The organism is Amycolatopsis sp. FDAARGOS 1241, from assembly GCF_016889705.1.
Classification (GTDB): Bacteria; Actinomycetota; Actinomycetes; order Mycobacteriales; family Pseudonocardiaceae; genus Amycolatopsis.
Genome location: NZ_CP069526.1, coordinates 5,832,356 through 5,853,138 on the forward strand (window position 1 = coordinate 5,832,356; position 20,783 = coordinate 5,853,138).

The window sequence follows — 20,783 nt, forward strand, 5'->3', positions numbered from 1 at the left end:
CCAGGACCCACCGTCGCTGGTAGGACGTGGGACGATCACGGCGAGATCACCGCATGGCAAACGGAATCCGTTGGTACAAAAGCGATTGTGCGCGCGGTTGTACGGCGGATGTACGACCGCGCCGGAGCCTGGGCGCACCTTCGACGCCGGCCCGCGGGGCGCGGACCGGCCCCCAGGACGGAGATCCGACAGTGAAGTTGAGACGTGTCGCACGAGGACTGCTCGCGGCGCTGGCCGGGCTGACGGCGTTCGGCGCCGCGGCCGCGGTGGCGGGTGTCACGCCCGCGGCGTCGGCGGACGCGGCGAGCACGGTGGTGTACCAGGCCGGAACCGGGGGCTACTCGTGCTTCCGCATCCCGGCGATCGTCAAGGCCAACAACGGCGACCTGCTCGCGTTCGCCGAGGGGCGCAAGAACAGCTGCGCCGATGCCGGCGACATCGACCTCGTCATGAAGCGGCTGCCCAAGGGCAGCTCCACGTGGGGTCCGCTGCAGATCGTGATCCAGGGCTTCGGCGACACGAAGGGCAACCCCACGCCCGTGGTCGTCCCGCCGAGCGCGGACGAGCCCGACGGCCGTGTGGTCCTGCTCTCGGTGATGCAGTGCATCAGCCCCCACGCTTCCTGCGGCCGCACGCCGCGCGTGAGCATCAGCAAGGACAACGGCACGACGTGGACCGCGCCGCAGGTACTCACGACCCAGCTGGGTTTCGCCGCGCCGCCCGGTTGGCTGGCGACCGGGCCCTCGCACGCCTCGGTGCTCACGCGGGGTGCCCACAAGGGACGGCTCGTCGCCGGCATGAGCTACCAGATCAACGGTTCGGCCGCGGACACCGGCTCGATCATCTACAGCGACGACCGTGGCTCGACCTGGCACCGCGGCGCCACCGACGCGAGCACGAACAACAGCACGCTGAACCCGCAGGAGATCAGCCTCACCGAGCTGCCCGACGGCAAGATCTACGCGTCGGCGCGCAACAACGCGGGCACGATGTGCTCCACCGTCGAGCGGGCGTACGCGATCAGCAGCGACGGCGGGCAGACGTTCAGCCAGAAGTTCACGGTCGAACCGGGTCTCGCGAAGACGCCGGACGTGCAGGGTTCGACGCTGGCGCTGAGCGCCACGGACACCGGCGGCGCGTACACGCGGCTGATCTTCGCCGGGCCTTCGGTGTGCGACCACCGGCACGCGCTGCGCATCCGCTCGTCGTTCGACGACGGCGGAAGCTGGCAGGGCGACACCGACGGGTTCCTGGTGTGGAGCCAGGACGCGGCCTACTCGGACCTGGTCTCGCTCGGCACCGGCTCCGCCGGCGTCCTGTTCGAAGGCGGCCCGCAGGGCAACTCCAGCGCCGCGATCCGCTGGGCGAAGTTCACCGACGAGGACCTCGGCGCCCCGGCGTGCGGCACGGGCTACGGGATCATCGATCAGGGCTCGCTCGGCACCGCGGGCACGGTGTACGTGTCCTACAACGCTGCCACCGGCAAGAACTGCGTGAGCACGATGAAGAACTCCGGAGCTGGCACACCGTCGCAGACCACCGCGTACTTGCAGGTGGAAGGCGGGACGAAGCAGACCGACTCCGGCTCCTTCTCCTGGTTCGCCGGCCCGGTCACGGCCTCGGCCGCCGGCAAGTGCGTCACGTGGGGCGGCTCGATCGGCACCGCGAAGTTCGACGCGCCGCTCGGCCACTGCGGCTGAGTCCGGGTACGAAGAAGTGGCCGGGGGTTTCGTCCCCCGGCCACTTCCGCGTGTTCCGGCGCCCTTCGGTCAGCGCTCCTCGCGGAAGTCCACGTGCTCGCGGACCACCGGGTCGTACTTGCGCAGGACCATCCGGTCCGGGTCGTTGCGGCGGTTCTTCGTCACCACGTACGTGAACCCCGTACCGGCGGTGGAACGCAGCTTCACGACCGGGCGCATGGTGCTCTTCGCCATCGGTCTCACCCCTTCCTGCTCGAGGCGGTCACCGGGGTCGTCCGGCTTCCGCATTGTTTGGAACACCGCGGGGGCCCGGAAAAGTCCCGGGACGAGGTGTCCGGGGTCACCGTCTCCGGAGCCGGCGCGCGCTCGTCCACTCTTCGTCCACTTCGGACGGTTGTGGTGCGGGGACAGTGCCGACTCGCGGTCGGGTCACCGGCCCCGCGGTGGTCAGCGCGCGCAGAGGGCGCAGGCCGGGCGTTCGACGGGGGCCAGCGGCCGCCGGGGCGCCGGGACCGTCGCGTCGCCGCACGGCCGGCACGTGTGGACCGTCGCGGCGAGGGAGACGGAGCCGGTACCGGCCGCCCGGCGGGCCGAGCCGGAGAGCGAGATCGGCCGGACGCGGGGCAGCACGTCGGCGACAGCGCGCAATTCCTCGGCGAACCGCCGCGACGCCCGCGAAGGGCGCGCCGAATGGCGGCGGTGCAGGACCAGCACCGCCGCGGCGAGGGGGCCGCCGGCCATCGGCAGGCCTGCGAACACCATCGCGAGTTGTCCCATCACCGACCCCCGAGGTGCGCGGACTGATCCCCTGCTTCGAGGGGCGCCCGATGCTAGCCCCGGTCACCGTCCGGCCGACAGGATCACCACCCGGCCGTGGTGGCATCGGGGGCACGAACGTCACTTGACACGGTGAATGACATCCGTCAGGCCTCTGTCACTTCTGCCCGGTCGGCCACGCACTAGTGGTACGAACGACTCTTTCCCCGGATGGCCCATTTTCTACACAAGCGCCGACGACGGCTCGAAAAGCGAAGTGTGTCTGTCCTACCCCGGGGCAGGTCGTGCTACCGTCCGCGTCAACGCGCGGTTGCACGTGCGGATTCCTGAGCTGATGGCGGCAAGAGGCAGGGATGATGAGCGACCACTCCGGCGACGACCTCTGTGACGTCGACGCCGGTCTGCACGCCCTCATCGCCCGCGGTTACCAGTTCGTCCACCCCAGCGACGCCACCGGCGAAGTCCTCGCCGTCGTCGGCGTCCGCGTCCACGGCGACGTCGTGGACGTCTTCCGCCTCAACGCCGAGGACGACGCACTCGCGATGCGCATGCCCGCGTCGGAAGAAAACGTTTTCGCGCCGGGCACCTGCCTGTGGCGCTGCGCGGGTCCCGCCGACCGTGTCCTGACCGCCCTCCTGTCCCTCCCGGACTGTGCCGTGAATTCCCCCGCAAGCGGCTGCTGGGTCCCCGTCCGCCCCGGCCACGCGAAGTGGCTCGCGGCGAGCTGAGCCGCCGGCTGCCGGAAACGACGAAACACGCCGGCTGACCACGCACCGTCGCCCGCGGGCAGCCCGCCGGCCCTCAGAGCGCGGCCAGCACCTCGGTTTCCTCCACCGCCGACAGCCCCGACCGGCGAGGCCGGTCCAGACCCCGCTCCCGTTCCGTCGCCAGCGCACCGGCCACCGTGTCCGCGAGCGGGCGCACCGCGAGCCCCGCCGCCAGGGACGGCGCCGGATCGTGGGCGGCGACGCCGGCCAGTTGCGGGGGCACCCACAGCGGCAGGGACCGCGGTCCGCCCCAGGGGTTCACGCCCGCGGACGTCAGCCGGTCCGGGCGGACGAGCACGAGTTCCACGTCCGTGGCGACCGCGGCGGCGATGCCGGCCAGCAGCTCGCCCAGCGGCACCGCCGGGCCGACGCCGTCGAAGGTGCCGCCCAGGCCGGCTTCGAACGCGGTGACGAGCCACGCGGCCAGGTCGCGCACGTCGAGGTGTTGCACGAGCTGATCCGGCGTGTCCGGCACGAGCGCGCGGCCGCCGCGGGCGAAACGGGCGGGCCAGTAGCCGAAGCGGTCGCTGTCGTCACCCGGGCCGCTGATCAGGCCCGGCCGCACGACGAACGCGCGGTCACCCAGCGCCGCGCGCACGGCGTTCTCACTGGCGACCTTGATGCCGCCCGCCGTACAGCTGCGTGCCGCCCTCGGCCGTCAGGTCGGCACGAGTCGCGTGGCGCTCGAGGGCCGGCACGAGCGGGCCGGTGGCCGGCGTCTGACCGGGCGTCGCCTCGTCGGCGTAGACGTTGATCGTCGAGACGAACGTCCAGTGCCCCACGTGATCCGCGAACGCCGCCAGCGCCCGCCGCACCCACGGGAACGACGACGACGGCGCGACGTCCACGACCGCGTCGAACTCCTCCCCTCTCACCGGCGTGAGGCCGTCCGGCGCGTCACGGTCCACCCGCACCAGCCGCGCCCCGTCCGGCACCCCGCCGGATTGGCCGCGCGCCGCGCACACGACGTCGTGGCCCCGGCGCAGCGCCTCCGCCGCCACCGCCCGCCCGACGAGCGCCGTCCCGCCCAGCACCAGAAGTCTCATGTCCGCCACCCTGGCGGTCCTGACCACCGGCGCACCACCGGTCTCGCCGAGGGCGAAAACGCGGCTCAGCCCAGGATCTCCTCCGCGGCGAGCGCCGCCTGGGTGCGGCTGGCCACGTGGAGCTTCGCGAGGAGGTTGCCGACGTGCACCTTGACCGTGCGTTCCGCCACGCCGAGTTCCGTGGCGATGTCCCGATTGGACAGTCCGCGGCCGAGCAGCGCCAGCACGTCGCGTTCGCGCGGGGTGAACGGTTCGGCCGGCGTGCCCAGTTCCGCTGCGACGGCCGGGCTCACGGCGGTGACGCCCGCACACGCCGCGCGGACCGCGGCGGCCAGCTCTTCACCCGTCGAGTCCTTCAGCACGAACCCGTCGGCGCCCGCGGCCAGCGCGCGGCGGATGTCGCGGGCGCGCCCGATCGTCGTCAGCATCACCACGCGGGGCGCGGCGGGGCGAGCGCGCAACCGCCGCAGCACCTCGATGCCGTCGAGGCCCGGGAGGTTGAGGTCCAGCAGCACCACGTCGCCGAGCTCGCCGGACACAGCCAGGAGTTCGGCGCCGTCGGCGTGCACGCCGGTGACGGTCAGGTCCGGCTGCGCGGCGACGATGAGGGCGAGCCCTTCGCGGACCAGCGCGTGGTCGTCGACGACGCGGATCCCGATCACGGGCGCAGTCTACCCTCGGCCCGTGCGCCGACTCGCCGATCGACGGCTCCTCACCGACCTCGCCACCACCCTGCTGGTCGCCGTGCTCGTCGCGCTGGGCGGCTCGTGGTCGCAGGACGCCGCCGGGCTGGTGCTCGCCGGAGCGCAGCTGGCGCCCCTGCCGCTGCGCCGCCGCTTCCCCGGCTGGGTGCTCGCGGCCGTCGCCGCCGCGACCGTCGCGCACCTGGTCACCACCGCGCCCCGCAACCTCGACTACCTCCCGGTCCTGCTCGCGCTTTACACCGCGCCCATGTCGCCGCGTCGGCTCGTGCGCTACGGCCTGTGCGCCGCGGCGACCGCCGCGGTCGGCGCGGCGATGGTGCCCGCCAAGGGCTTCGTGGACGGCGCGGCGCTGACCACGGCGATCTGCGTCGTCGCGTGGCTGCTCGGGGTGGAGCGGCAGCGGCACGTCGCCGAACGCGCGGAGCTCACCCGCCACCGCCTGGAGCGCCTCGCCGCCGACCGCCGCGACCGCACCGCGCGCCGCCTGCACGACACGCTCGCGCGCACCACCACCGTGATGCTCGTGCAGGCCGAAGCCCTGCTCGCGGTCGGCGATCTCACCGCAGCCGACCGCCGGCGGGTCGATGCGATGCTCGCCGCGGGCCGCGACGCGCTCGGCCAGGTCCGCGCGACGCTGCGCGAGCTGCACGGCGACGACGAACCGGCCGGCGAGCCCGCGCTCGCCGAGGTCCTGGCCCAGCTGCGCACGGCCGGGCTGGTCCTCGACCGGGTGCCGGACGACGCCGCGGTGCCCGATCCCGTGCGCCCGCTCGCCGGCCGCGTGATCGCCGAAGCCGCCACCAACGCGTTGCGCCACCACGGACCCGGCACCCGCCTCGGGGTTGACATCGCCGTCGCGAACGGCGAAGTCCGCATCGCCGTCGCCTCCCGCGCCCGCGACCTCCCCGGCCCGGCGGCACCCGGATCCGGCTACGGGCTCACGAGCCTGCGCGCCCAGCTCGCCGAACGCGGCGGCTCCCTCACCGCCGGTCCGGTGGACAGCGGCTGGTCCGTCGTCGCCGTCATCCCGTGCCCCGCAACGCCAGTAGCTGCGACACCGTGACCAACCGGTAGCCGAGCGCCCGCAGCCCGTCGATCGCGGGGCCGAGTGCCTCGCGCGTCGCCGCGCGGCCCGGGTACATCGTGTGGAGCACGACGATCGAGCCCGGCCGCACGTGGCTCACCACGTACTCGGCGGTTTTCGTGGCCGAGGCATCGATGTCGGGGTAGGAGTTGGGTTCGACGTCCCACGTGATCGTCTGCCGGCCGTGCTCGTGGAGGTAGTACGGAAGCGCGAGCAGCTTCTTGCCGTTGGGCGGGCGCACGGTGATCTCGCCGCGGTAGCCGGTGCCGCGGATGAGCGCGTCGGTGCGCTCGATCTCCGACGCGACGTGCGACGGCGTCACGAGCACCATCCGCTCGTGCGAGTAGGTGTGGTTGCCGAGCTCGTGCCCGGCGGCGGCGATCTCGCGGCCCAGGTCCGGGCGCGCCTGCAGTTCGCTGCCGATGAGGAAGAACGTCGCCTTCACGCCGCGCGCCGCGAGCGTCGCGAGCACCGGGGCGACGCCCGCCGGGTCGGGCCCGTCGTCGAACGTCAGCGCGACGACCTTCTGCGTGGTGTCGACGCGATCGGTGAGCCCGCCGAACAATTGGAACGTCCGGGCGTCGGCCACGCGCAGCAACGCGTACCCGGCGCCGAGCACCAGCACGAGCACCACGGCGACGGAGATCGTCCACCGGCGCGCCCGCCGGGACAGGTGGGGTCGGAGCATGCGGGCCACCCTGCCCGCCGGGCCGAAACCCCGGAAGCGGCGGAGGTACTAGTCCCTCCGGCCGATTCCCTCCGGCCGATCCGGTGCTCGGGCTTCGCGCCCGGGGGCTACCCCCGGTGTCCCGGACGTTCTAGCGTTTTCCCATGACGACGAAGCAGGAAGCGGCCGACGCGGTGCTCGAGGCCAAAACCCGGCTGGGACTCACGTGGGCGCAGCTGGCCGAAACGCTCGACGCACCGCTGGCGTGGACGACCTCGGCCTTGCTCGGCCAGCACCCCGTGCCCGCCGACCTGGCCGCGAAGGCGGTCGCGATCCTCGAACTGGGCGACGACGTGGCGGCCGCGCTGCAGCTGCAGCCGATGCGCGGCGCGCTGGGCGAGCTCGTGCCGACCGACCCCACGATCTACCGGTTCTACGAGGTTTTGCAGGTCTACGGGCCGACGATCAAGGAGCTCATCCACGAGCAGTTCGGCGACGGCATCATGAGCGCCATCAACTTCAAGCTCGACGTGAGCCGCCGCGAAGATCCTGGTGGCGAACGCGTGGTCGTGACCCTCGACGGGAAGTTCCTGAAGTACCAGTGGGGCTGACGGCACCGGCCGCCGGTCTGGCACGGGACGCGTGAGCACGATCGCCGGCACCCGAGCCGGGCCGACGGACCGAGCTGGCCGGCGCCCCTGAGCTCACGCCGACCGGCGAGACCGTACCTCGGCCGCCCGGGCGATCATGCCCGCCAGGTCCACCACGGAGGCCGGGTCGTCGGGGAGCTGCCCGGTCGCGAGCCGGATGTGCGAGTGGCCGGGCGGGTGGTGAAGCAGCGGGTGCCCGCGCCGGCCGAGACGCCGTGGGCGGCCAGCGTCACGAGGGTGCGCGTCTCGTCCGGGACGGGGATCCAGAGGGTCAGGCCGTCGCGCGCGTCGGCGGCCACGCCGTCGTCACCCAGGGCCTCGGCGAGGGCCGTGCGGCGCTCGGCGTAGCGCAACCGCGCGCGGTGCAGCGGGCGTCCGTGGCCGGATCCGTGAGCAGGAACGCCTGAGCGTCCTGCAGGACTTGGCTGGACCACGGAAGGCCCGCTGGGCCCGCACCCGCTCCACCAGCGCTGCCCCTCCGCCCAGCACACAGCTGCGCAGCTCGGGACCGAAGGCGGTGCAGTAGGACCGCACGAGCAGCACCCGGCCGGGCAGGTGCCGGCCGAGGCTCGCCCCGGCGCCGGCGGCGAGCGGGCCGAAGGCGTCGTCCTCGATCGCGGCGGTGTCGGCGGAGGCGAGCACGGCCGCGAGTTCCGCGACGCGGCCCGCGGGCACGGTGTGGCCCGACGGGTTCTGGGCGCGCGGCTGGTAGACGAACGCGACCGGCCGGTGCGCCAGCGCCGCCGCCAACGCCTCCGGGCGGGGTCCCGCGATGTCGCACGGCACGCCGACGGCGTGGATGCGCGCGGTGCGCAGGTGGCGCACCAACCACGGCGCGGCCGGCTCCTCGACGGCGACGACGTCGCCCGGGCGGGCCACCGCGCGGCACGCCAGCGCCGCCCCTCGTGTCCGCCCGCCGTGACCGTCCACTCCTCGGCCGCGAACCGCCACGCCGGCTTCACCGCGGCGCGCAGCCTCGGGCTGATGGCCTCCTTGACCGCCGATCGCTCGGAGCGCCCGCCCGCGGCAACGGCGTCTTCCAGCGGTGGCAGCAGCGCCGGGTCGGGCAGGCCGTGCTCGAGGTCGACCGACTGCCAGCCCGGGAACATCCGCGCGGGCGTGTGCCCGGCAGGCGGTGCCGGCACGGTCGTGCCGTGGCGGCGCCCGGTGCCGATCAACCCGGCCGTGCGCAGCTGCGCCCACGCTTCCGCGATCGTCGTCGGGCTCTGCGTTCGCCGATCCGGACGGCGAGCCAGCCGAGGCCGACCGGCGCCCGTCGACGCGAGTTCGCCCGAGGCCACGCGCCGGCCCCCTCGTCGTTGACGGAAAACGATCTGTCGCGACGGGAAACCTGGCCGGAAACACCCACCGGCAAAGCCTTTTCACATCCTGGTCACGGCGCGGAAAGGCGGTACAAACCCGATTTCCTTCGGCCACCGAGCGAACCTCGGAACCGGTTTCGGAGCTTCGGACCGAAAAGAGAATGTTTGCGAAACCCACCGGGAGGGTATTCCGTGATCATCGGTCCCCATTACGGAACTGCTGGAGAATCCATGATCGTACTCGGAGTCATCCTGCTCGTCGTCGGCCTGCTCACCGGCATCTCGATCCTGTGGACGATCGGCATCGTCCTGCTGGTCGTCGGCGCCGTGCTGGCCATCCTGGGCGGCACCGGCCGGAAGGTGGGCGGTCGCGCCCACTGGTACTGACCCACCGCGTTTGAATGCCCGGAAAGGGGGTACCCGGGCGGGCACCGAAAGGAGCGGTCGTGAACGATAAAATGGAGAACAAGGCCGAGGAATTGAAAGGCCGCGCCAAGGAAGCGCTCGGAAATGCCACAGGTAACGAGCAATGGCAGGGCGAGGGCAAGGCAGACCAGGCGAAGGGCGCCCTGAAACAAGCGGGGGACAAGGTGAAGGACGCCGTCGACGGGATGCGGAACAAGGACTGACGAGTCCTGCAACGAGTGCCGCCGGCCTGGCCGGCGGCACTCGTGCCGTTCACCCGCCCGTTGCCCGGATGTACCCGGATCTCCTGCGCCTCAAGGAAAATCCAGTCCGAACGGGTGAGATCGCAGTCTCAGAAAACCGATGGTTGGACCAGGGAGTGAGAGGGTAGCCGGAGGACGCCGCAGGTCCCGATGGACGCGGCCTCGATCGCGTGTTACCGCCCGACCAGGGAGAAACCGCCATGACGACCTCGCTCACCGACGCACTCACCGAACACACCGTCCGGGAGGACACGCGGGAGGGCACCGCCGAATCCGAGCACGCGGGAATCCCGCGCCCGGCCCGCGAACGCACCCCCCGCGAAACCGGCCCGACCCTGCACCGCCTCGCCGCCATGGCGTCGCTGCAGGACTGGATTCACCGGAGCAGCCCCGTTCTGATGCACGAAGCGGTGCTCGCCGGTGAAAATCCCGCGGAAGTCGCCGCCGCCGCCCGCCTCACCGTCGCCGAAGCGCACCTCACCTGGAACACGTGGGCTTCGCGCCGCCTCGCCGCGCCGGCGAATGGCGAGAGCCTCACGCTGCTGGAATACCTCCGCGTGCACACCGCGTTCGCAAGCGCGCTGAATGAGACCGCGCCCTCGATCGTTCGGTGACCGAACGGAACTCGTACGGCGCGTAATGCGGCCATGACAGCCCGCGGCTTGGCAGTGTGTCCGCATGGCTGACTCCGGTGGCGCCGGGCGGGGTGGAGACCACGGGCAGCGCCGTCGCGATGCGCGAGAGCGACGGTGCTGGCCGTCAGCGGTGCCCTCGACCTCGCGCTCGCGCCCAAGCTGCGCCAGCTCGTCGACCACGCGGCACGCACGGCCGCCCCGGTCGTCGTCATCGACCTCACCGCCGTCGACTTCCTCGCCTCCGCGGGCATGGCCGTGCTCGTGCGGGCCCACCGGCAACCCGAGCCCGCCGACGTGCGCGTGGTCGCCAGCGGCCGCCTCACGTTGCGCCCGCTCGAGCTGACCCCCCTCACCGACGAGCTCGCCCTGTTCCCGTCACTGTCCGCCGCGCTGCAGGGGGTGTGACCGGCCTCGGCCCGGTGGCCGCAGCCGTCCGCCGGGCCTTCGTCGACGCCGGCGGCCGGCCCGTCGCGGTGCAGGTCCACGACCTCGGCGCGGACGGCGAACGATTCCGCGGCGACGGCCCGATCGTCGTCCCCGACGCGAAGACGCTGGCCGAGCTCCTGCCCCGGCAGCGGGTCACCGGTGCCGTCGTGGTCACCGACGACCACGGCACCGTCCTGCTCCACACCGACGCCCCGGGAGGCGCGCGCCTCGCGGCCACCGCCACGGGAATCGCCGTGGCGGTGGCCGAGCTCGCCGGCACCGTCAGCCGGCTGCGGGCCGAAGCCGGCGTCGTCGATGCGTTGCACTCCGTCGGCCGCCGGCTCACCGCGCAGCTCGACCTCGACGGTGTGGTGCAGGACGCGACCGACGCCGCCACGGGCGCCACGGGCGCTGCCTTCGGGGCGTTCTTCTACAACCTGATCGACAAGTTCGGCGAGTCCTACACGCTCTACACCCTCTCCGGTGTGTCGCGCGAAGCCTTCAGCCGCTTCCCGATGCCGCCCAACACGGCCGTGTTCGCGCCGACCTTCGACGGCACCGGCACGGTCCGCAGCCCGGACATCACCGGCGACCCGCGATTCGGCCACAACGCGCCCCACCACGGCATGCCCGAGGGCCACCTGCCCGTGCGCAGCTACCTCGCCGTGTCCGTCGTCAGCCCCACGACCGGTGAGGTGCTCGGCGGCTTCTTCTTCGGCCACCCGGAAACCGGCCGCTTCACCGAGCGCCACGAGTACCTCGCCGAAGGCATCGCCGGCTACGCCGCCATCGCGCTCGACAACGCGCGCCTGTATGAGCGCGAGCGCACCCTCGCCGCCGAGCTGTCACGCAGCATGGTGCGCGCCGTGCCGGAGGTCCCGGGCCTCGACCTCGTCACGCGGTACCTGCCCGCCGCCACCGGCACCAAGGTCGGCGGCGACTGGTTCGACGTGCTGCGCCTGCCTTCGGGCGCCACCGCGTTGGTGATCGGCGACGTCGTCGGTCACGGCGTCACCGCGGCCACCGCCATGGGCCAGGTCCGCACGGCGATCCGCTCGTACGCACTGCTGGAACTGCCGCCGGGTGAGGTCCTGCGCCACGTTTCCCAGCTGACCGGGAGCTTCGCCGGGCCGAGCTTCGTCACGTGCTTCTACGCCGTGCACGACCGCGACACGCTGGTGTTCGCCAACGCGGGTCACCTGCCCGGTGTGCTGATCCACGCCGACAGCACCGCCGAGCAGATCGGCGAGGCGCTCGCCCAGCCGCTCGGCGTCGGCGTGGACTTCCCGCAGCGCCAGGTGGACTTCCCGCCGGGCACGGGCCTCGTGCTCTACACCGACGGCCTCGTCGAGAGCGGGCCCCGCGACCTCACCGCCGGCATCGAGCGCCTGCTCGGGGCGCTCGGCGGGCTCCGCTGGGCGCCCGACGCGGGAGCGGCCTGGGACCGGCTGATCCACGACCTCACCGGCGGCGTCCACGACGACGACATCGCCCTGATCCACGCGCACCGCCACCACGGGGCGGTGCCGTGACCGGGCGCGCGGCCGGAGACCAGACCGCACCCGGGTTCCGCCGCCGCGTCACCGCCGCACCCGATCCGCTGATCGGCCTGCGCCGGGCGCTCGCGACCTGGGTGGCGGGTCTCGGCGTGCGCACCGCGCAACAGGAGGACGTGGTGATGGCCAGCTACGAGGCGATGGCCAACTCCGCCGAACACGCCTGCCAGGGCCGGGACTCGGGTGAGCTCGACGTGACCGCGACCGCCGGCGGCGACACGACTACCGTGGTCGTCACCGACTACGGCCGCTGGCTGCCGCCCCGGGAAACCAACGGCCTGCGCGGCCGCGGCCTGCCGCTGATGCGCGGCCTCGCGCACGAAGAGCGAGTGCGTGCAGCGCCCGGACGGGACCACGGTGACCCTGCGCTGGCGGCGCGAGGCCACCTAGCCGGTGCGCCCCGGCCGCAGGACCCGGTTCGCCGACCACGCGAGCAGCACCAGCTCCGCCACGGAGAAACCAGCAGCGCGATCGGGCTCGGCACCCACACCAGCGCGACACCGACCGCGAGCACCGGCACCAGAAGCCCGGCGTACGCCGAGAGGAACAGCCCCGCCGGCACCTCACCGCGCGAGCGCCGGCTCGGCGAGCGCGGCCACAGTGGCGACGGACGCGCGAAAGCCCAGCCCCAGCCCCGTTCCCGCCACCACGCTGCCCACCAGGAACAGCCACAGCGACGGAAGCAGCGCGGCCACCGGCAGCACCACGAGACCGGCAGCCATGAGCGCGAAGCCCAGCCGCAGCTGGACGGCCCGGGCCGGGCGAGCGAACGCGATCTGGCCGAGCGCGGCCGCGGCCCGCGACGTGGTGCAGGAGGTGTCGGCGGGCCTGCGCGGCCGCGCTTCGGCGCGCTCACGAGCGTCGGGACGCTGGACCTGCCCGCGCTGCTCGGTGCTTTCCACCGGCGGCACTCCGCTGGTCGACCTGCACGTGACGGTGTCGGTGACGGGCTCGACCGGCCTCGCCGACGACGTGCGTCACGGCCGGCTCGACGTCGCCCTGCTCGCCCTGCCCGCCGCGGACCTGCCGGGGCCGGCCGTGCGCACGATCTTCGCCGCGCCGTACTACGCCGTGCTCCCGGAGGGACACGCGCTGGCACGCGCACCGTCGATCTCGGCGCGCGACCTGGCGGCCGAGCGGTTCGTGGATTCCCCGCGGGGCTTCGGCAACCGGATCGCCGTGGACCGGGTCTACGAGTCGTTCGGCTCGCCGCGCCGGGTGTCGGTCGAGGTGGCCGACCTCCGCACGCTTCCGGAGTACGTCTCGGCCGGGCTCGGGGTCGCGCTGGTGCCCGACGTCGTGCCGCTCGCCGCGCCCGGCACGGCCGTGGTGCCGCTGCACGCCCCGGGTCTCACGTGGCCGCTGTCGGTCGTGAGCCGCGGCGGGAAGGCGCCCGGCCGGGCGGTGCGCACCCTGCTCGACCTGATCGCGTAAACCCAGTCCTTACAAAAGAAAGACGACGGCGCAAGGGGCCGTCAGAGGGAATAGATGACGCCCGTAGGGTGTCTGTGTAACTGCACGTCCAGGTGCGTTTCACCTGGTTCCCCAGGTTCGCGCCGAAAGGCCCGGAAGGGAGAGCTGTGCCCCAGCAGACCCAGTACCACAAGAACCCGGAAGCCGTCTCGCGGCTCGACCCGGAGCAGTACCGCGTCACCCAGCAGGACGGCACCGAGCGCCCGTTCGCCAACGCCTACTGGGACAACCACGAGCCCGGTATCTACGTCGACGTCGTGTCCGGCGAGCCGCTGTTCGCCTCGGTCGACAAGTACGACAGCCACTCGGGCTGGCCGAGCTTCACCAAGCCGATCGAGAAGACCAACGTCGTCAAGCGCGAGGACTTCAGCCACGGCATGATCCGGGCGGAAGTCCGGTCGCTGCACGGCGACAGCCACCTCGGCCACGTCTTCGACGACGGCCCGCTCGAGGCGGGCGGTCTGCGCTACTGCATCAACTCCGCGTCGTTGCGGTTCATCCACCTCGACGACCTGGAGCAGGAGGGCTACGGCGACTACCGCACCCTGTTCACCACCGACACCGACAAGTACACCGACAAGTAAGGAGACGACGTGACCACCGAAAAGGCGATCCTCGCCGGCGGCTGCTTCTGGGGCATGGAGGAACTGTTCCGCCACCAGCCCGGCGTCGTATCCACCCGCGTCGGCTACAGCGGCGGCGACATCCCCCACGCCACCTACCGCAACCACGGCACCCACGCCGAATCCATCGAGGTCCTCTACGACCCCGACCAGACCGACTTCCGCACCCTGCTCGAGTTCTTCTTCCAAATCCACGACCCCTCCACGAAGAACCGCCAGGGCAACGACATCGGCACCAGCTACCGCTCAGCGATCTTCTACACCACCGACCAGCAAAAACACATCGCCGAAGACACCATCGCCGACGTCAACGCCTCAGGCCTGTGGCCCGGCAAGGTCGTCACCGAACTCACCCCCGCCGGCGACTTCTGGGAAGCCGAGCCCGAGCACCAGGACTACCTGCAGAAGTACCCCCACGGCTACACCTGCCACTTCCCCCGCCCCGGATGGAAACTCCCAAAGCGGGCAACAGCCTGACCACCACGGCGCGCGGACCCCACGTCCGCGCGCCGGCGCGTATGCAGGGAAGGGAAAGTGCCCGGCGCGAGCGAGGAGTGCCCCATGCGTGACTACCCCGAAGCGATCACCGCGATCGACCACGTCGAGCCCGTCCCGCGGCGGGTGAGAGCCGTGCTCGGCGGTGCGACGGTGCTCGACACGACCCGCGCGAAGTACGTGTGGGAATGGCCGTACTACCCGCAGTTCTACATCCCGGTCGCCGACGTGGCCCCTGGCGTCCTCGTCGACGAGAACCACCCGCAGCGGCTCAAGCGCGGTACGGCGCGCCGCCATACCCTCAAGGCGGGCGACGAGGTCCGGGCCGCCGCCGCGCGCGTCTACGGTGACGACGCCGTCGCGGGCCTGGCCGAGCACGTCCGGTTCGAGTGGGACGCCCTCGACGCCTGGTTCGAGGAGGACGAGCAGATCTTCGTCCACCCCCGCAACCCGTACGCCCGCGTCGACGCGCTGCGTTCCACCCGCCACGTGCGGGTCGCCCTCGAGGGGCACACGCTCGCCGAGTCGTCGTCGCCGGTGCTGCTGTTCGAAACCGGCCTGCCGACGCGCTACTACTTCAACCGCACCGAAATCGACTTCGCGCGGTTGGTGCCCACGAGCACGGAAACCGAATGCCCCTACAAGGGCCGGACGACCGGCTACTGGTCCGTGCGCGTCGGCGACGTCCTGCACCAGGACCTCGCCTGGGTTTACGACTTCCCCACGGCCGCCCTCAGCCCGATCAAGGGCCTGGTGTGCTTCTACAACGAGAAGGTCGACCTGTTCGTCGACGGTGTCGAGATCCCCCGGCCCACCACGCACTTCTCCTGACGGATCAGTTCACTTCGGACTGCAACCGGGCGAACGCCGTCCGCACGGTCTCCGCCAGCCGGTCGCCCCGCGCGGCGTGACCGGCGGGGACCGTGACGCACACGGTGAAGCGGTCGGCCCACGTCATCACACCCACGGCGACCGGCACGCCCGGCGCGAGCGAAAGCACCGGGTAGACGGTGCGCACCAGCGAACCGTTGAGCACGACCGGCGAACGGGCGCCCGGCAGCACCGACGCGATCATGCTGAACCACGTGCCGCGGTAGACGAGCCGCGCAACGCGGCGGTGTAGCCCCGGCGGCAGGATCCCGATCACGCGCACCACGGCGTTGCCCGCCCGCGGGGCGCCGCGCGTGACCTGCTGGGCGAGCAGCTCGCGCGTCGCGCGGACGCGCTCGGGCAAGGACATCGCACCCGTCGGCAGGTCGACGCTCGCGGCGCCGGTGTGGTTGCCGAGCTGGCGGAACGTGCCCGTGTCGCGGATGGACATCGGGATGAGCACGCGCACGCGCTCGGGCGCCACAGCACCCAGCTCCCGGTGCACTGCCTCGGCGACGAGCGCGAGCACGAGGTCCGTTGTCGGCACCCCGACCCGGCGCGCGGTGGCGCGGACCTGCGGCGCGGACAGGTGCGCCCGCGCGTAGTGCCGCCGGGGGCCGGCGATCGAGGTTTCCCACCGCACCCGGGGAGCCGTGCCCGCCCGCGCGAGCGCCCACACGCCGCGGGCCAGCTCTTCGGCATCCTTGCGCTTCGCGCCCTTCTTCGCGCTGTCCGTGGCGCCGCTGTGCGCGCCGCGGATCAGCGCGCCGGCCCGGCCGACCGCTCCACGCAGCCCGGCGCGCAGCCGATCCGGCGCCGAGTGCTCTGCCGCAGCACCCGATGCTCCCCCGCTCCGCCCGGCCGGCTCGCGCAGTCCGGCGTGCGCTTGGTTCGCCGCCGAGGTCGTACCGGGCGCGCCCGCGACCGATACCCCTGGCCTCGCACCGGCCCGCTCCCGAACCAACGCGACCGCCCGATCGGCGGCTGCGCGCACGCCCCCGCGCCGCGCCGGTGCGGGCGGCGGGTCGAGCGGCGGTTTCCCGCGCGCCTGCCCGACGAGGGCACCGATCACCGCGATGCCGTCGCTCGCCGCGTGGTGCAGCGCGATGAGCAGCGCGCCCTGCTCGCCTTCGAGACCCGTCACGAGCCGCGCGCGAACCGGGTGCTCCGGCGTGACCGGCTGGGAGAAGAACTCGTCCATCTGGGCCGTGAGCGACGATTCGAGCTCGCTGCCGACGGGCAGCTCGACGTCGCCGAGGATGCCCTCGGCCGTGCGCGCCGGGTCCTCCTGCCACTTTGCGCGCCACAGCCCGTCGCCCGGCAGGAGCCGCGCGCGCAGGCCGGGCGTCGCCCTGAGCAGGTGAACCGCATCGGCGTGCGTGACGCGAGAACCGTCGGCCTTCGGGTCGAGCATCAGCACCGCGCCGACCTGCTGCGGCACCTCGGGCGTCGCGACGTGGAGGAACAGCGCGTCCTCCGGCCGCAACCGCTGCGGCGCCGGGTTCAGCGGCGAGGAAACGAGCGACTCGAGCGCGGCGACGAGCGGCGTGGCCGAGTCGCAGTGCCGCGTGGCCGCCTCCCCCATCGCCTTGAGCCGCTCGGGCTCGGCCAGCAGCTGCCGGACGGTCTCGGTGAGCTCACCGTCCTTTTCGGTCACCACGGCCAGCCCCGCCTCGGCCATGAGGCGGGCGTTGGCCTTGCCGTGCGCGGCGATCGGCCGGTGCATGAGCACGGGCCGGCCGCACGCGAGCGCTTCGAGCCCGGTCGCGCCGCCGGCGTTGGTCACCACCACGTCGGACGCGATCGTGTACCCCGCCATCCGGTCGGTCCACCCGACGACCCGCAGCCGCGGCTCACCGAGCGCACGCAGCCGGCGCTCCAAGGCCTCGTTGCGGCCGCAAATCGCCACCGGCACCACCTCGGGCCCGGCGGCGAGCAGTTCACGCACCGTGCCCTCGACGTCACCGAACCCCAGAGAACCGCACGAGACCAGCGCGACGAACGCGTCGGGCGGCAGCTCCAGCTCGTGGCGTGCCCCCGCCCGGTCGCCCGGGCGGAACTCGGCCCGCACCGGCGGCGCGGACACCCCCACCGCCGCGGCCGGCGCGCACCGGCGCGCGAGGCCCACGGCGACGTCGTGCATCACCATCGTCAGGTCGGCGGAGCCGTAGACCCAGAACGGGTGCGGCGCGAAGTCCGACACCCACGCGCCGATCGGAGCGTCGAGCTTCCCCCGCCGGCGCAGCCACGCGAGCCCGGCGGTGCCCATCGGGTAGGTCGAGAGCACGAGGTCGGGCCGGAACCGCGCGACCGGTTTCGCGAGCCGCCGCCCGCACCAGGCCGCGGTGAAGCCCTTCGAAGCGGCGGCGAACCAGGCGAGGCGCCAGATGGCGCCGTAGAAGAACTCGTACAGCCACGGTGTGCTCTCGACGTTCGCCACGTAGATGCGGCGGAACAGCCCACCGAAACCCGGACCCAGCTGGTCGAGGGCGTCGAGCCACTTCACCTCGGCCTGCGGCCACCGCTCCCGCAGGGCGCCCTCCAGCGCCCGTCCGGTCGCGTTGTGGCCTTCTCCCATGTTCGCGGAGACGATCAGCACGCGCTCCAACGCGCCCCCTTCGGCGAGGTGCCGCGGACTGCGGGCACCGGCTAACAGGTGGATCCGGCCAGACCGTACCCGTCGTCGGGTTCCGGCCCGGCGGACTCGGCCTCGGCGTGTTCGAGTTCGCGCTCGCGCTCGTGCTGGCGCTCGAGCGCCGCGGCCTGGGCGACGTCGAGATGCGCGGCGCGCGTGGACAGCATCGCGATGCCGACCACGATGACGAGCCCGGCCAGCGCCTCCCCGAACAGCGCGAGCGGGGTGCCGTTGGCCGTCTCCCCCATCCAGGACAGTCCGATCGCGACGCCGACGAGCGGGTCGAGCGCCGTGATGACGGCCAGCGCCGGCGTCAGGTAGCGGCCCTGCTGGAAGGTGTTCTGGCTGAGCAGGAACCCGAGCGGGCCGACGACGCAGACGATGTAGAGCGTCCAGTGCTTGAACGGCTCGTCGAGGCCTTGCCGGAACTGCCCGGCGACGACCTTCATCAAGCCGGCGGTCAGGCCGTACAGCACGCCGGTGGCCACGGCGAGGCCCAGCACCCGTGGCGACCCGGACTGGGTCAGCGCGGCGAGCGCCAGGCCGGCCAGCGTCACCACGGCCAGCGCGATGCCCAGCGGCAGCAGCGCCGATCCCGTGACGAGCACGTCGCCGTTGCCGCTCGGGCGCGCGATGACGAGGAACACGGCGAGGCCCGCGACACACAGCAGCGAGCCGGCGGTCATCACCCGGTCGGGGCCCCTTCGCTCGAGCCGCCCGAAGACGAACCCGGCGAACATGAGCGACGTGATGAGCAGCGGCTGGACCAGCAGCAAGGGCCCGAACGCGAGCGCGACGAGCTGCAACCCCAGCCCCAGTACCGTCGCCACGATCCCGATGAGCCACAATGGGCGACCGACAAGGCGCCTGAACAAGGTGAGGTCGAGCGGATTCGCCGTTTCGACCTCTTTGGCCGCCTTTGCCTGGGTGGCGCTCGCGAGGCCCATGCACGCAGCGCCCAGCACCGCGGCAGGGACGGCCACGAAAAGCGACACCCCCGTGACACTCATGGAATACTCACCTCACACCATTCCCATCCGCCGTGCCTATGCTGCGTATGCTGTTGAAAAACTCGTGGGCCGTAAGGGGGATGGTCAACCCCGCACCGGAGGTACTTGAACCGTATGCGACACCACATGACGATCGACCTCCCCTCGTTCCGCAACCTGGTCGTGGACGGGGGTCGGCATCTGCTGGAGTCGACACTTGTACCTGCCGGTCTCTTCTACCTCCTGTTGACTCTGGTGAGTTTCGACAGCGGGGTGATCGCCGCGCTGTGCTGGTCGGCCGTCGTGATCATCACGCGCCTCGTGTTGCGCAAGCCCATCCCCGCGGTGCTCTGGCTGACCAGCGCCCTGCTGGTGGCACGGACCGCGTTGGGGCTGGCCACCGGCAGCGCGTTCCTGTACTTCTTGCAGCCGACCCTACAGAACTTCGTGATAGCGAGCCTGTTCCTCGTTTCCGCGCCGTTCAACAAACCGCTGCTCGCGCGGCTGGCCGGTGACTTCTGCTCGTTCCCCGACACCCTGTCCGGGCACCCCGGCATGCGGCGGTTCTTCCAGCGCGTGTCGGTGCTGTGGGCGCTCGTGTTCGCCGTGAACGGTTCCGTGACGCTGGTGATGCTCGCGAGGGCCACCGTCGGCAACTTCCTCATGGTCAGCACCGCGGGCTCGTACACCCTGGTCGGCCTAGCGATCGCCGCGTCGCTGTGGTGGTTCCGCCGCTCTCTGCGCTCCCACGGCATCGTGCTGCGGATGGCGGCGCACAAGCCCGCACTCACCGCGGTCTGATGCCCGCTGACCACGGCGGCGGCGACCAGCTCACGGCCACCGCACTGGTCACCGGCGCGTCGTCCGGCATCGGCGAGGCGACCGCCCGCCTGCTCGCCGCCGGCGGCACCCACGTCCTGCTGCACGGCCGCGACCGCGACCGCCTGGCCGCGCTCGCCGGCGAACTCGGCGGCACCGTGCTCGACGCGGACCTCGCCGACCCCGAGGCCGCCGGCAAGCTCGCCGAGCGCGCGCTGGCCGTCACCGGCCGCGTTGACGTGCTCGTGAACAACGCCGGCCTCGGCTGGGCCGGTCCGCTGCCGGAACTGCCGGCCGAGCACCTCGCCCGCCTGGTCGCGGTCAACCTGACCGCGCCGCTGGAGCTCACCCGGGCGCTGCTGCCGGGGATGCTGGCGCGGGGCTGCGGCCGGATCGTGTTCGTGACGTCGATCGCCGGCCGCACCGGCGTCGCCGGCGAAGCCGTGTACGCAGCGACCAAATCGGGGCTCGACGCCTTCGCCGACAGCCTGCGCTTCGAGCTGCACGGCACGGATGTCACCGTCGGCGTGGTGGTGCCGGGCGTGGTGCGCACCGCGTTCTTCGAGCGCCGTGGCCGGCCCTACGCCCGCACGACACCGCGGCCCGTGTCCGCCCAGCGCGTGGCCGCCGCCGTCGTGCGCGCGACCGCGAAGCCCGGTGACTACTACGTGCCGCGGTGGCTGCGCGTGCCGGTCGCTCTGCGCGGCGCCGTGCCCGGCGCCTACCGCGCCCTCGCGGCGCGCTTCGGCGCCGAAAGCTGATCGTTCCCCCCGGCTGACCACGGCACCTCCCTCGTCCGGCTCACGTCGGCAGTCTGCTCCTGCCGACAACAACTTAGTTGTGCTAACCATTGCACACGCGGTTTTATTCCGCCCGC

The 20,783-nt window shown here is 72.6% G+C and carries 26 protein-coding genes and 1 pseudogene; 16 read left to right on the top strand and 11 right to left on the bottom strand.

Going from position 1 to position 20,783, the window contains the following annotated elements:
* The first annotated feature begins 191 nt into the window (after window positions 1-191).
* Window positions 192-1,700 (top strand): exo-alpha-sialidase, encoded by a 1,509-nt coding sequence (locus tag I6J71_RS28635; RefSeq protein ID WP_204089706.1) that lies wholly within the window; start codon window positions 192-194, stop codon window positions 1,698-1,700.
* A 69-nt stretch (window positions 1,701-1,769) separates the two neighbouring features.
* Here the strand turns inward: I6J71_RS28635 and rpmG are convergent, their stop codons facing one another.
* Both rpmG and I6J71_RS28645 read right to left on the bottom strand, forming a co-directional pair.
* On the bottom strand, window positions 1,770-1,934 hold the full coding sequence (rpmG, locus tag I6J71_RS28640) for a 50S ribosomal protein L33 (RefSeq protein ID WP_204089707.1): 165 nt from the start codon (window positions 1,932-1,934) through the stop codon (window positions 1,770-1,772).
* 213 nt (window positions 1,935-2,147) lie between these two features.
* Window positions 2,148-2,477: a hypothetical protein gene (locus tag I6J71_RS28645; RefSeq protein WP_204089708.1), complete on the bottom strand. Its 330-nt coding sequence runs from the start codon at window positions 2,475-2,477 to the stop codon at window positions 2,148-2,150.
* A 356-nt stretch (window positions 2,478-2,833) separates the two neighbouring features.
* Between I6J71_RS28645 and I6J71_RS28650 the strand changes: the two genes are divergently transcribed.
* The gene (locus tag I6J71_RS28650) at window positions 2,834-3,205 is read left to right on the top strand and encodes a hypothetical protein (protein WP_370541982.1); all 372 of its coding nucleotides are present in this window, start codon (window positions 2,834-2,836) and stop codon (window positions 3,203-3,205) included.
* A gap of 73 nt (window positions 3,206-3,278) precedes the next feature.
* On the opposite strand, the gene I6J71_RS51160 is transcribed toward I6J71_RS28650, so the two are convergent.
* The 3 genes from I6J71_RS51160 to I6J71_RS28660 form a co-directional block, all read right to left on the bottom strand.
* Entirely contained in the window at window positions 3,279-3,842 is a 564-nt protein-coding gene (locus tag I6J71_RS51160; RefSeq protein WP_239153961.1) for a hypothetical protein, read from the bottom strand.
* A 7-nt stretch (window positions 3,843-3,849) separates the two neighbouring features.
* Entirely contained in the window at window positions 3,850-4,290 is a 441-nt protein-coding gene (locus tag I6J71_RS51165) for an NAD-dependent epimerase/dehydratase family protein (RefSeq protein WP_239153962.1), read from the bottom strand.
* 65 nt (window positions 4,291-4,355) lie between these two features.
* On the bottom strand, window positions 4,356-4,952 hold the full coding sequence (locus I6J71_RS28660; RefSeq protein ID WP_204089710.1) for a response regulator transcription factor: 597 nt from the start codon (window positions 4,950-4,952) through the stop codon (window positions 4,356-4,358).
* Window positions 4,953-4,974: 22 nt separating this feature from the next.
* Between I6J71_RS28660 and I6J71_RS28665 the strand changes: the two genes are divergently transcribed.
* Window positions 4,975-6,057, top strand: coding sequence for a sensor histidine kinase (locus I6J71_RS28665; protein ID WP_204089711.1), 1,083 nt, complete (start codon window positions 4,975-4,977; stop codon window positions 6,055-6,057).
* Here the strand turns inward: I6J71_RS28665 and I6J71_RS28670 are convergent.
* Complete coding sequence (locus I6J71_RS28670) at window positions 6,017-6,766, bottom strand: polysaccharide deacetylase family protein (protein WP_204089712.1); 750 nt, start codon at window positions 6,764-6,766, stop codon at window positions 6,017-6,019. The genes I6J71_RS28665 and I6J71_RS28670 overlap by 41 nt on opposite strands.
* A 143-nt stretch (window positions 6,767-6,909) precedes the next feature.
* Here I6J71_RS28670 and cynS point away from each other — a divergent pair, with 143 nt between their 5' ends.
* A complete protein-coding gene (cynS, locus tag I6J71_RS28675; protein ID WP_204089713.1) occupies window positions 6,910-7,356 on the top strand; it encodes a cyanase in 447 nt (148 codons plus the stop codon).
* 134 nt (window positions 7,357-7,490) lie between these two features.
* Here the strand turns inward: cynS and I6J71_RS28680 are convergent, their stop codons facing one another.
* Window positions 7,491-7,748 (bottom strand): hypothetical protein, encoded by a 258-nt coding sequence (locus tag I6J71_RS28680; protein WP_204089714.1) that lies wholly within the window; start codon window positions 7,746-7,748, stop codon window positions 7,491-7,493.
* Complete coding sequence (locus tag I6J71_RS28685; protein ID WP_204089715.1) at window positions 7,702-8,346, bottom strand: aminotransferase class I/II-fold pyridoxal phosphate-dependent enzyme; 645 nt, start codon at window positions 8,344-8,346, stop codon at window positions 7,702-7,704. The genes I6J71_RS28680 and I6J71_RS28685 overlap by 47 nt, the downstream gene beginning before the upstream one ends.
* 602 nt (window positions 8,347-8,948) lie before the next feature.
* On the opposite strand from I6J71_RS28685, the gene I6J71_RS28690 reads away from it, so the two are divergent.
* The 6 genes and pseudogenes from I6J71_RS28690 to I6J71_RS49010 all read left to right on the top strand — a co-directional run.
* Window positions 8,949-9,104, top strand: a complete 156-nt coding sequence (locus I6J71_RS28690; protein WP_204089716.1) for a DUF6131 family protein — start codon at window positions 8,949-8,951, stop codon at window positions 9,102-9,104.
* A gap of 59 nt (window positions 9,105-9,163) precedes the next feature.
* Entirely contained in the window at window positions 9,164-9,346 is a 183-nt protein-coding gene (locus tag I6J71_RS28695; RefSeq protein ID WP_204089717.1) for a CsbD family protein, read from the top strand.
* A gap of 239 nt (window positions 9,347-9,585) precedes the next feature.
* The gene (locus tag I6J71_RS28700) at window positions 9,586-9,999 is read left to right on the top strand and encodes a hypothetical protein (protein ID WP_204089718.1); all 414 of its coding nucleotides are present in this window, start codon (window positions 9,586-9,588) and stop codon (window positions 9,997-9,999) included.
* A 135-nt stretch (window positions 10,000-10,134) separates the two neighbouring features.
* The gene (locus I6J71_RS28705; RefSeq protein ID WP_204089719.1) at window positions 10,135-10,425 is read left to right on the top strand and encodes an STAS domain-containing protein; all 291 of its coding nucleotides are present in this window, start codon (window positions 10,135-10,137) and stop codon (window positions 10,423-10,425) included.
* Window positions 10,422-11,978: a PP2C family protein-serine/threonine phosphatase gene (locus I6J71_RS28710; RefSeq protein WP_204089720.1), complete on the top strand. Its 1,557-nt coding sequence runs from the start codon at window positions 10,422-10,424 to the stop codon at window positions 11,976-11,978. Before I6J71_RS28705 ends, I6J71_RS28710 begins: the two co-directional genes overlap by 4 nt.
* A gap of 101 nt (window positions 11,979-12,079) precedes the next feature.
* Window positions 12,080-12,283 (top strand): annotated as a pseudogene (locus tag I6J71_RS49010) (ATP-binding protein); the annotation flags it as partial.
* A 282-nt stretch (window positions 12,284-12,565) separates the two neighbouring features.
* Here I6J71_RS49010 and I6J71_RS49015 read toward each other — a convergent pair.
* Entirely contained in the window at window positions 12,566-12,904 is a 339-nt protein-coding gene (locus tag I6J71_RS49015; protein WP_239153963.1) for a hypothetical protein, read from the bottom strand.
* Between I6J71_RS49015 and I6J71_RS28725 the strand changes: the two genes are divergently transcribed.
* From I6J71_RS28725 to I6J71_RS28740, 4 genes are all read left to right on the top strand, one after another.
* Window positions 12,894-13,436 (top strand): LysR family transcriptional regulator substrate-binding protein, encoded by a 543-nt coding sequence (locus I6J71_RS28725; protein WP_239153964.1) that lies wholly within the window; start codon window positions 12,894-12,896, stop codon window positions 13,434-13,436. The two genes, I6J71_RS49015 and I6J71_RS28725, sit on opposite strands and share 11 nt — an antisense overlap.
* Before the next feature lie 146 nt (window positions 13,437-13,582).
* Entirely contained in the window at window positions 13,583-14,059 is a 477-nt protein-coding gene (gene msrB, locus I6J71_RS28730; protein ID WP_204089722.1) for a peptide-methionine (R)-S-oxide reductase MsrB, read from the top strand.
* 54 nt (window positions 14,060-14,113) lie between these two features.
* Entirely contained in the window at window positions 14,114-14,575 is a 462-nt protein-coding gene (gene msrA, locus I6J71_RS28735; RefSeq protein ID WP_239155464.1) for a peptide-methionine (S)-S-oxide reductase MsrA, read from the top strand.
* A gap of 84 nt (window positions 14,576-14,659) precedes the next feature.
* A complete protein-coding gene (locus tag I6J71_RS28740; RefSeq protein ID WP_204089724.1) occupies window positions 14,660-15,424 on the top strand; it encodes a DUF427 domain-containing protein in 765 nt (254 codons plus the stop codon).
* Window positions 15,425-15,428: 4 nt separating this feature from the next.
* Here the strand turns inward: I6J71_RS28740 and I6J71_RS28745 are convergent, their stop codons facing one another.
* Together I6J71_RS28745 and I6J71_RS28750 are read right to left on the bottom strand one after the other, a co-directional pair.
* Window positions 15,429-18,062 (bottom strand): WS/DGAT domain-containing protein, encoded by a 2,634-nt coding sequence (locus tag I6J71_RS28745; protein WP_239155466.1) that lies wholly within the window; start codon window positions 18,060-18,062, stop codon window positions 15,429-15,431.
* A gap of 50 nt (window positions 18,063-18,112) precedes the next feature.
* Window positions 18,113-19,108, bottom strand: coding sequence for a DMT family transporter (locus tag I6J71_RS28750; RefSeq protein ID WP_239153965.1), 996 nt, complete (start codon window positions 19,106-19,108; stop codon window positions 18,113-18,115).
* A gap of 126 nt (window positions 19,109-19,234) precedes the next feature.
* On the opposite strand from I6J71_RS28750, the gene I6J71_RS28755 reads away from it, so the two are divergent.
* Together I6J71_RS28755 and I6J71_RS28760 are read left to right on the top strand one after the other, a co-directional pair.
* Window positions 19,235-19,888 carry a VC0807 family protein gene (locus I6J71_RS28755; protein ID WP_370541983.1) on the top strand — a complete coding sequence of 218 codons (654 nt, stop codon included), beginning with the start codon at window positions 19,235-19,237 and terminating at the stop codon, window positions 19,886-19,888.
* Window positions 19,888-20,667: an SDR family oxidoreductase gene (locus I6J71_RS28760; protein ID WP_204089727.1), complete on the top strand. Its 780-nt coding sequence runs from the start codon at window positions 19,888-19,890 to the stop codon at window positions 20,665-20,667. The genes I6J71_RS28755 and I6J71_RS28760 overlap by 1 nt, the downstream gene beginning before the upstream one ends.
* Window positions 20,668-20,783 lie beyond the last annotated feature (116 nt).

Coding starts and splice junctions, on each gene's coding strand:
- I6J71_RS51165 (WP_239153962.1), bottom strand. CDS start 4,290: ATGAGACTTCTGGTGCTGGGCGGGACGGCGCTCGTCGGGCGGGCGGTG.
- I6J71_RS28740 (WP_204089724.1), top strand. CDS start 14,660: ATGCGTGACTACCCCGAAGCGATCACCGCGATCGACCACGTCGAGCCC.
- cynS (WP_204089713.1), top strand. CDS start 6,910: ATGACGACGAAGCAGGAAGCGGCCGACGCGGTGCTCGAGGCCAAAACC.
- I6J71_RS28670 (WP_204089712.1), bottom strand. CDS start 6,766: ATGCTCCGACCCCACCTGTCCCGGCGGGCGCGCCGGTGGACGATCTCC.
- I6J71_RS28645 (WP_204089708.1), bottom strand. CDS start 2,477: ATGGGACAACTCGCGATGGTGTTCGCAGGCCTGCCGATGGCCGGCGGC.
- msrA (WP_239155464.1), top strand. CDS start 14,114: ATGGAGGAACTGTTCCGCCACCAGCCCGGCGTCGTATCCACCCGCGTC.
- I6J71_RS28650 (WP_370541982.1), top strand. CDS start 2,834: ATGAGCGACCACTCCGGCGACGACCTCTGTGACGTCGACGCCGGTCTG.
- I6J71_RS28700 (WP_204089718.1), top strand. CDS start 9,586: ATGACGACCTCGCTCACCGACGCACTCACCGAACACACCGTCCGGGAG.
- I6J71_RS28690 (WP_204089716.1), top strand. CDS start 8,949: ATGATCGTACTCGGAGTCATCCTGCTCGTCGTCGGCCTGCTCACCGGC.
- rpmG (WP_204089707.1), bottom strand. CDS start 1,934: ATGGCGAAGAGCACCATGCGCCCGGTCGTGAAGCTGCGTTCCACCGCC.
- I6J71_RS28750 (WP_239153965.1), bottom strand. CDS start 19,108: ATGAGTGTCACGGGGGTGTCGCTTTTCGTGGCCGTCCCTGCCGCGGTG.
- I6J71_RS28760 (WP_204089727.1), top strand. CDS start 19,888: ATGCCCGCTGACCACGGCGGCGGCGACCAGCTCACGGCCACCGCACTG.
- I6J71_RS28755 (WP_370541983.1), top strand. CDS start 19,235: ATGACGATCGACCTCCCCTCGTTCCGCAACCTGGTCGTGGACGGGGGT.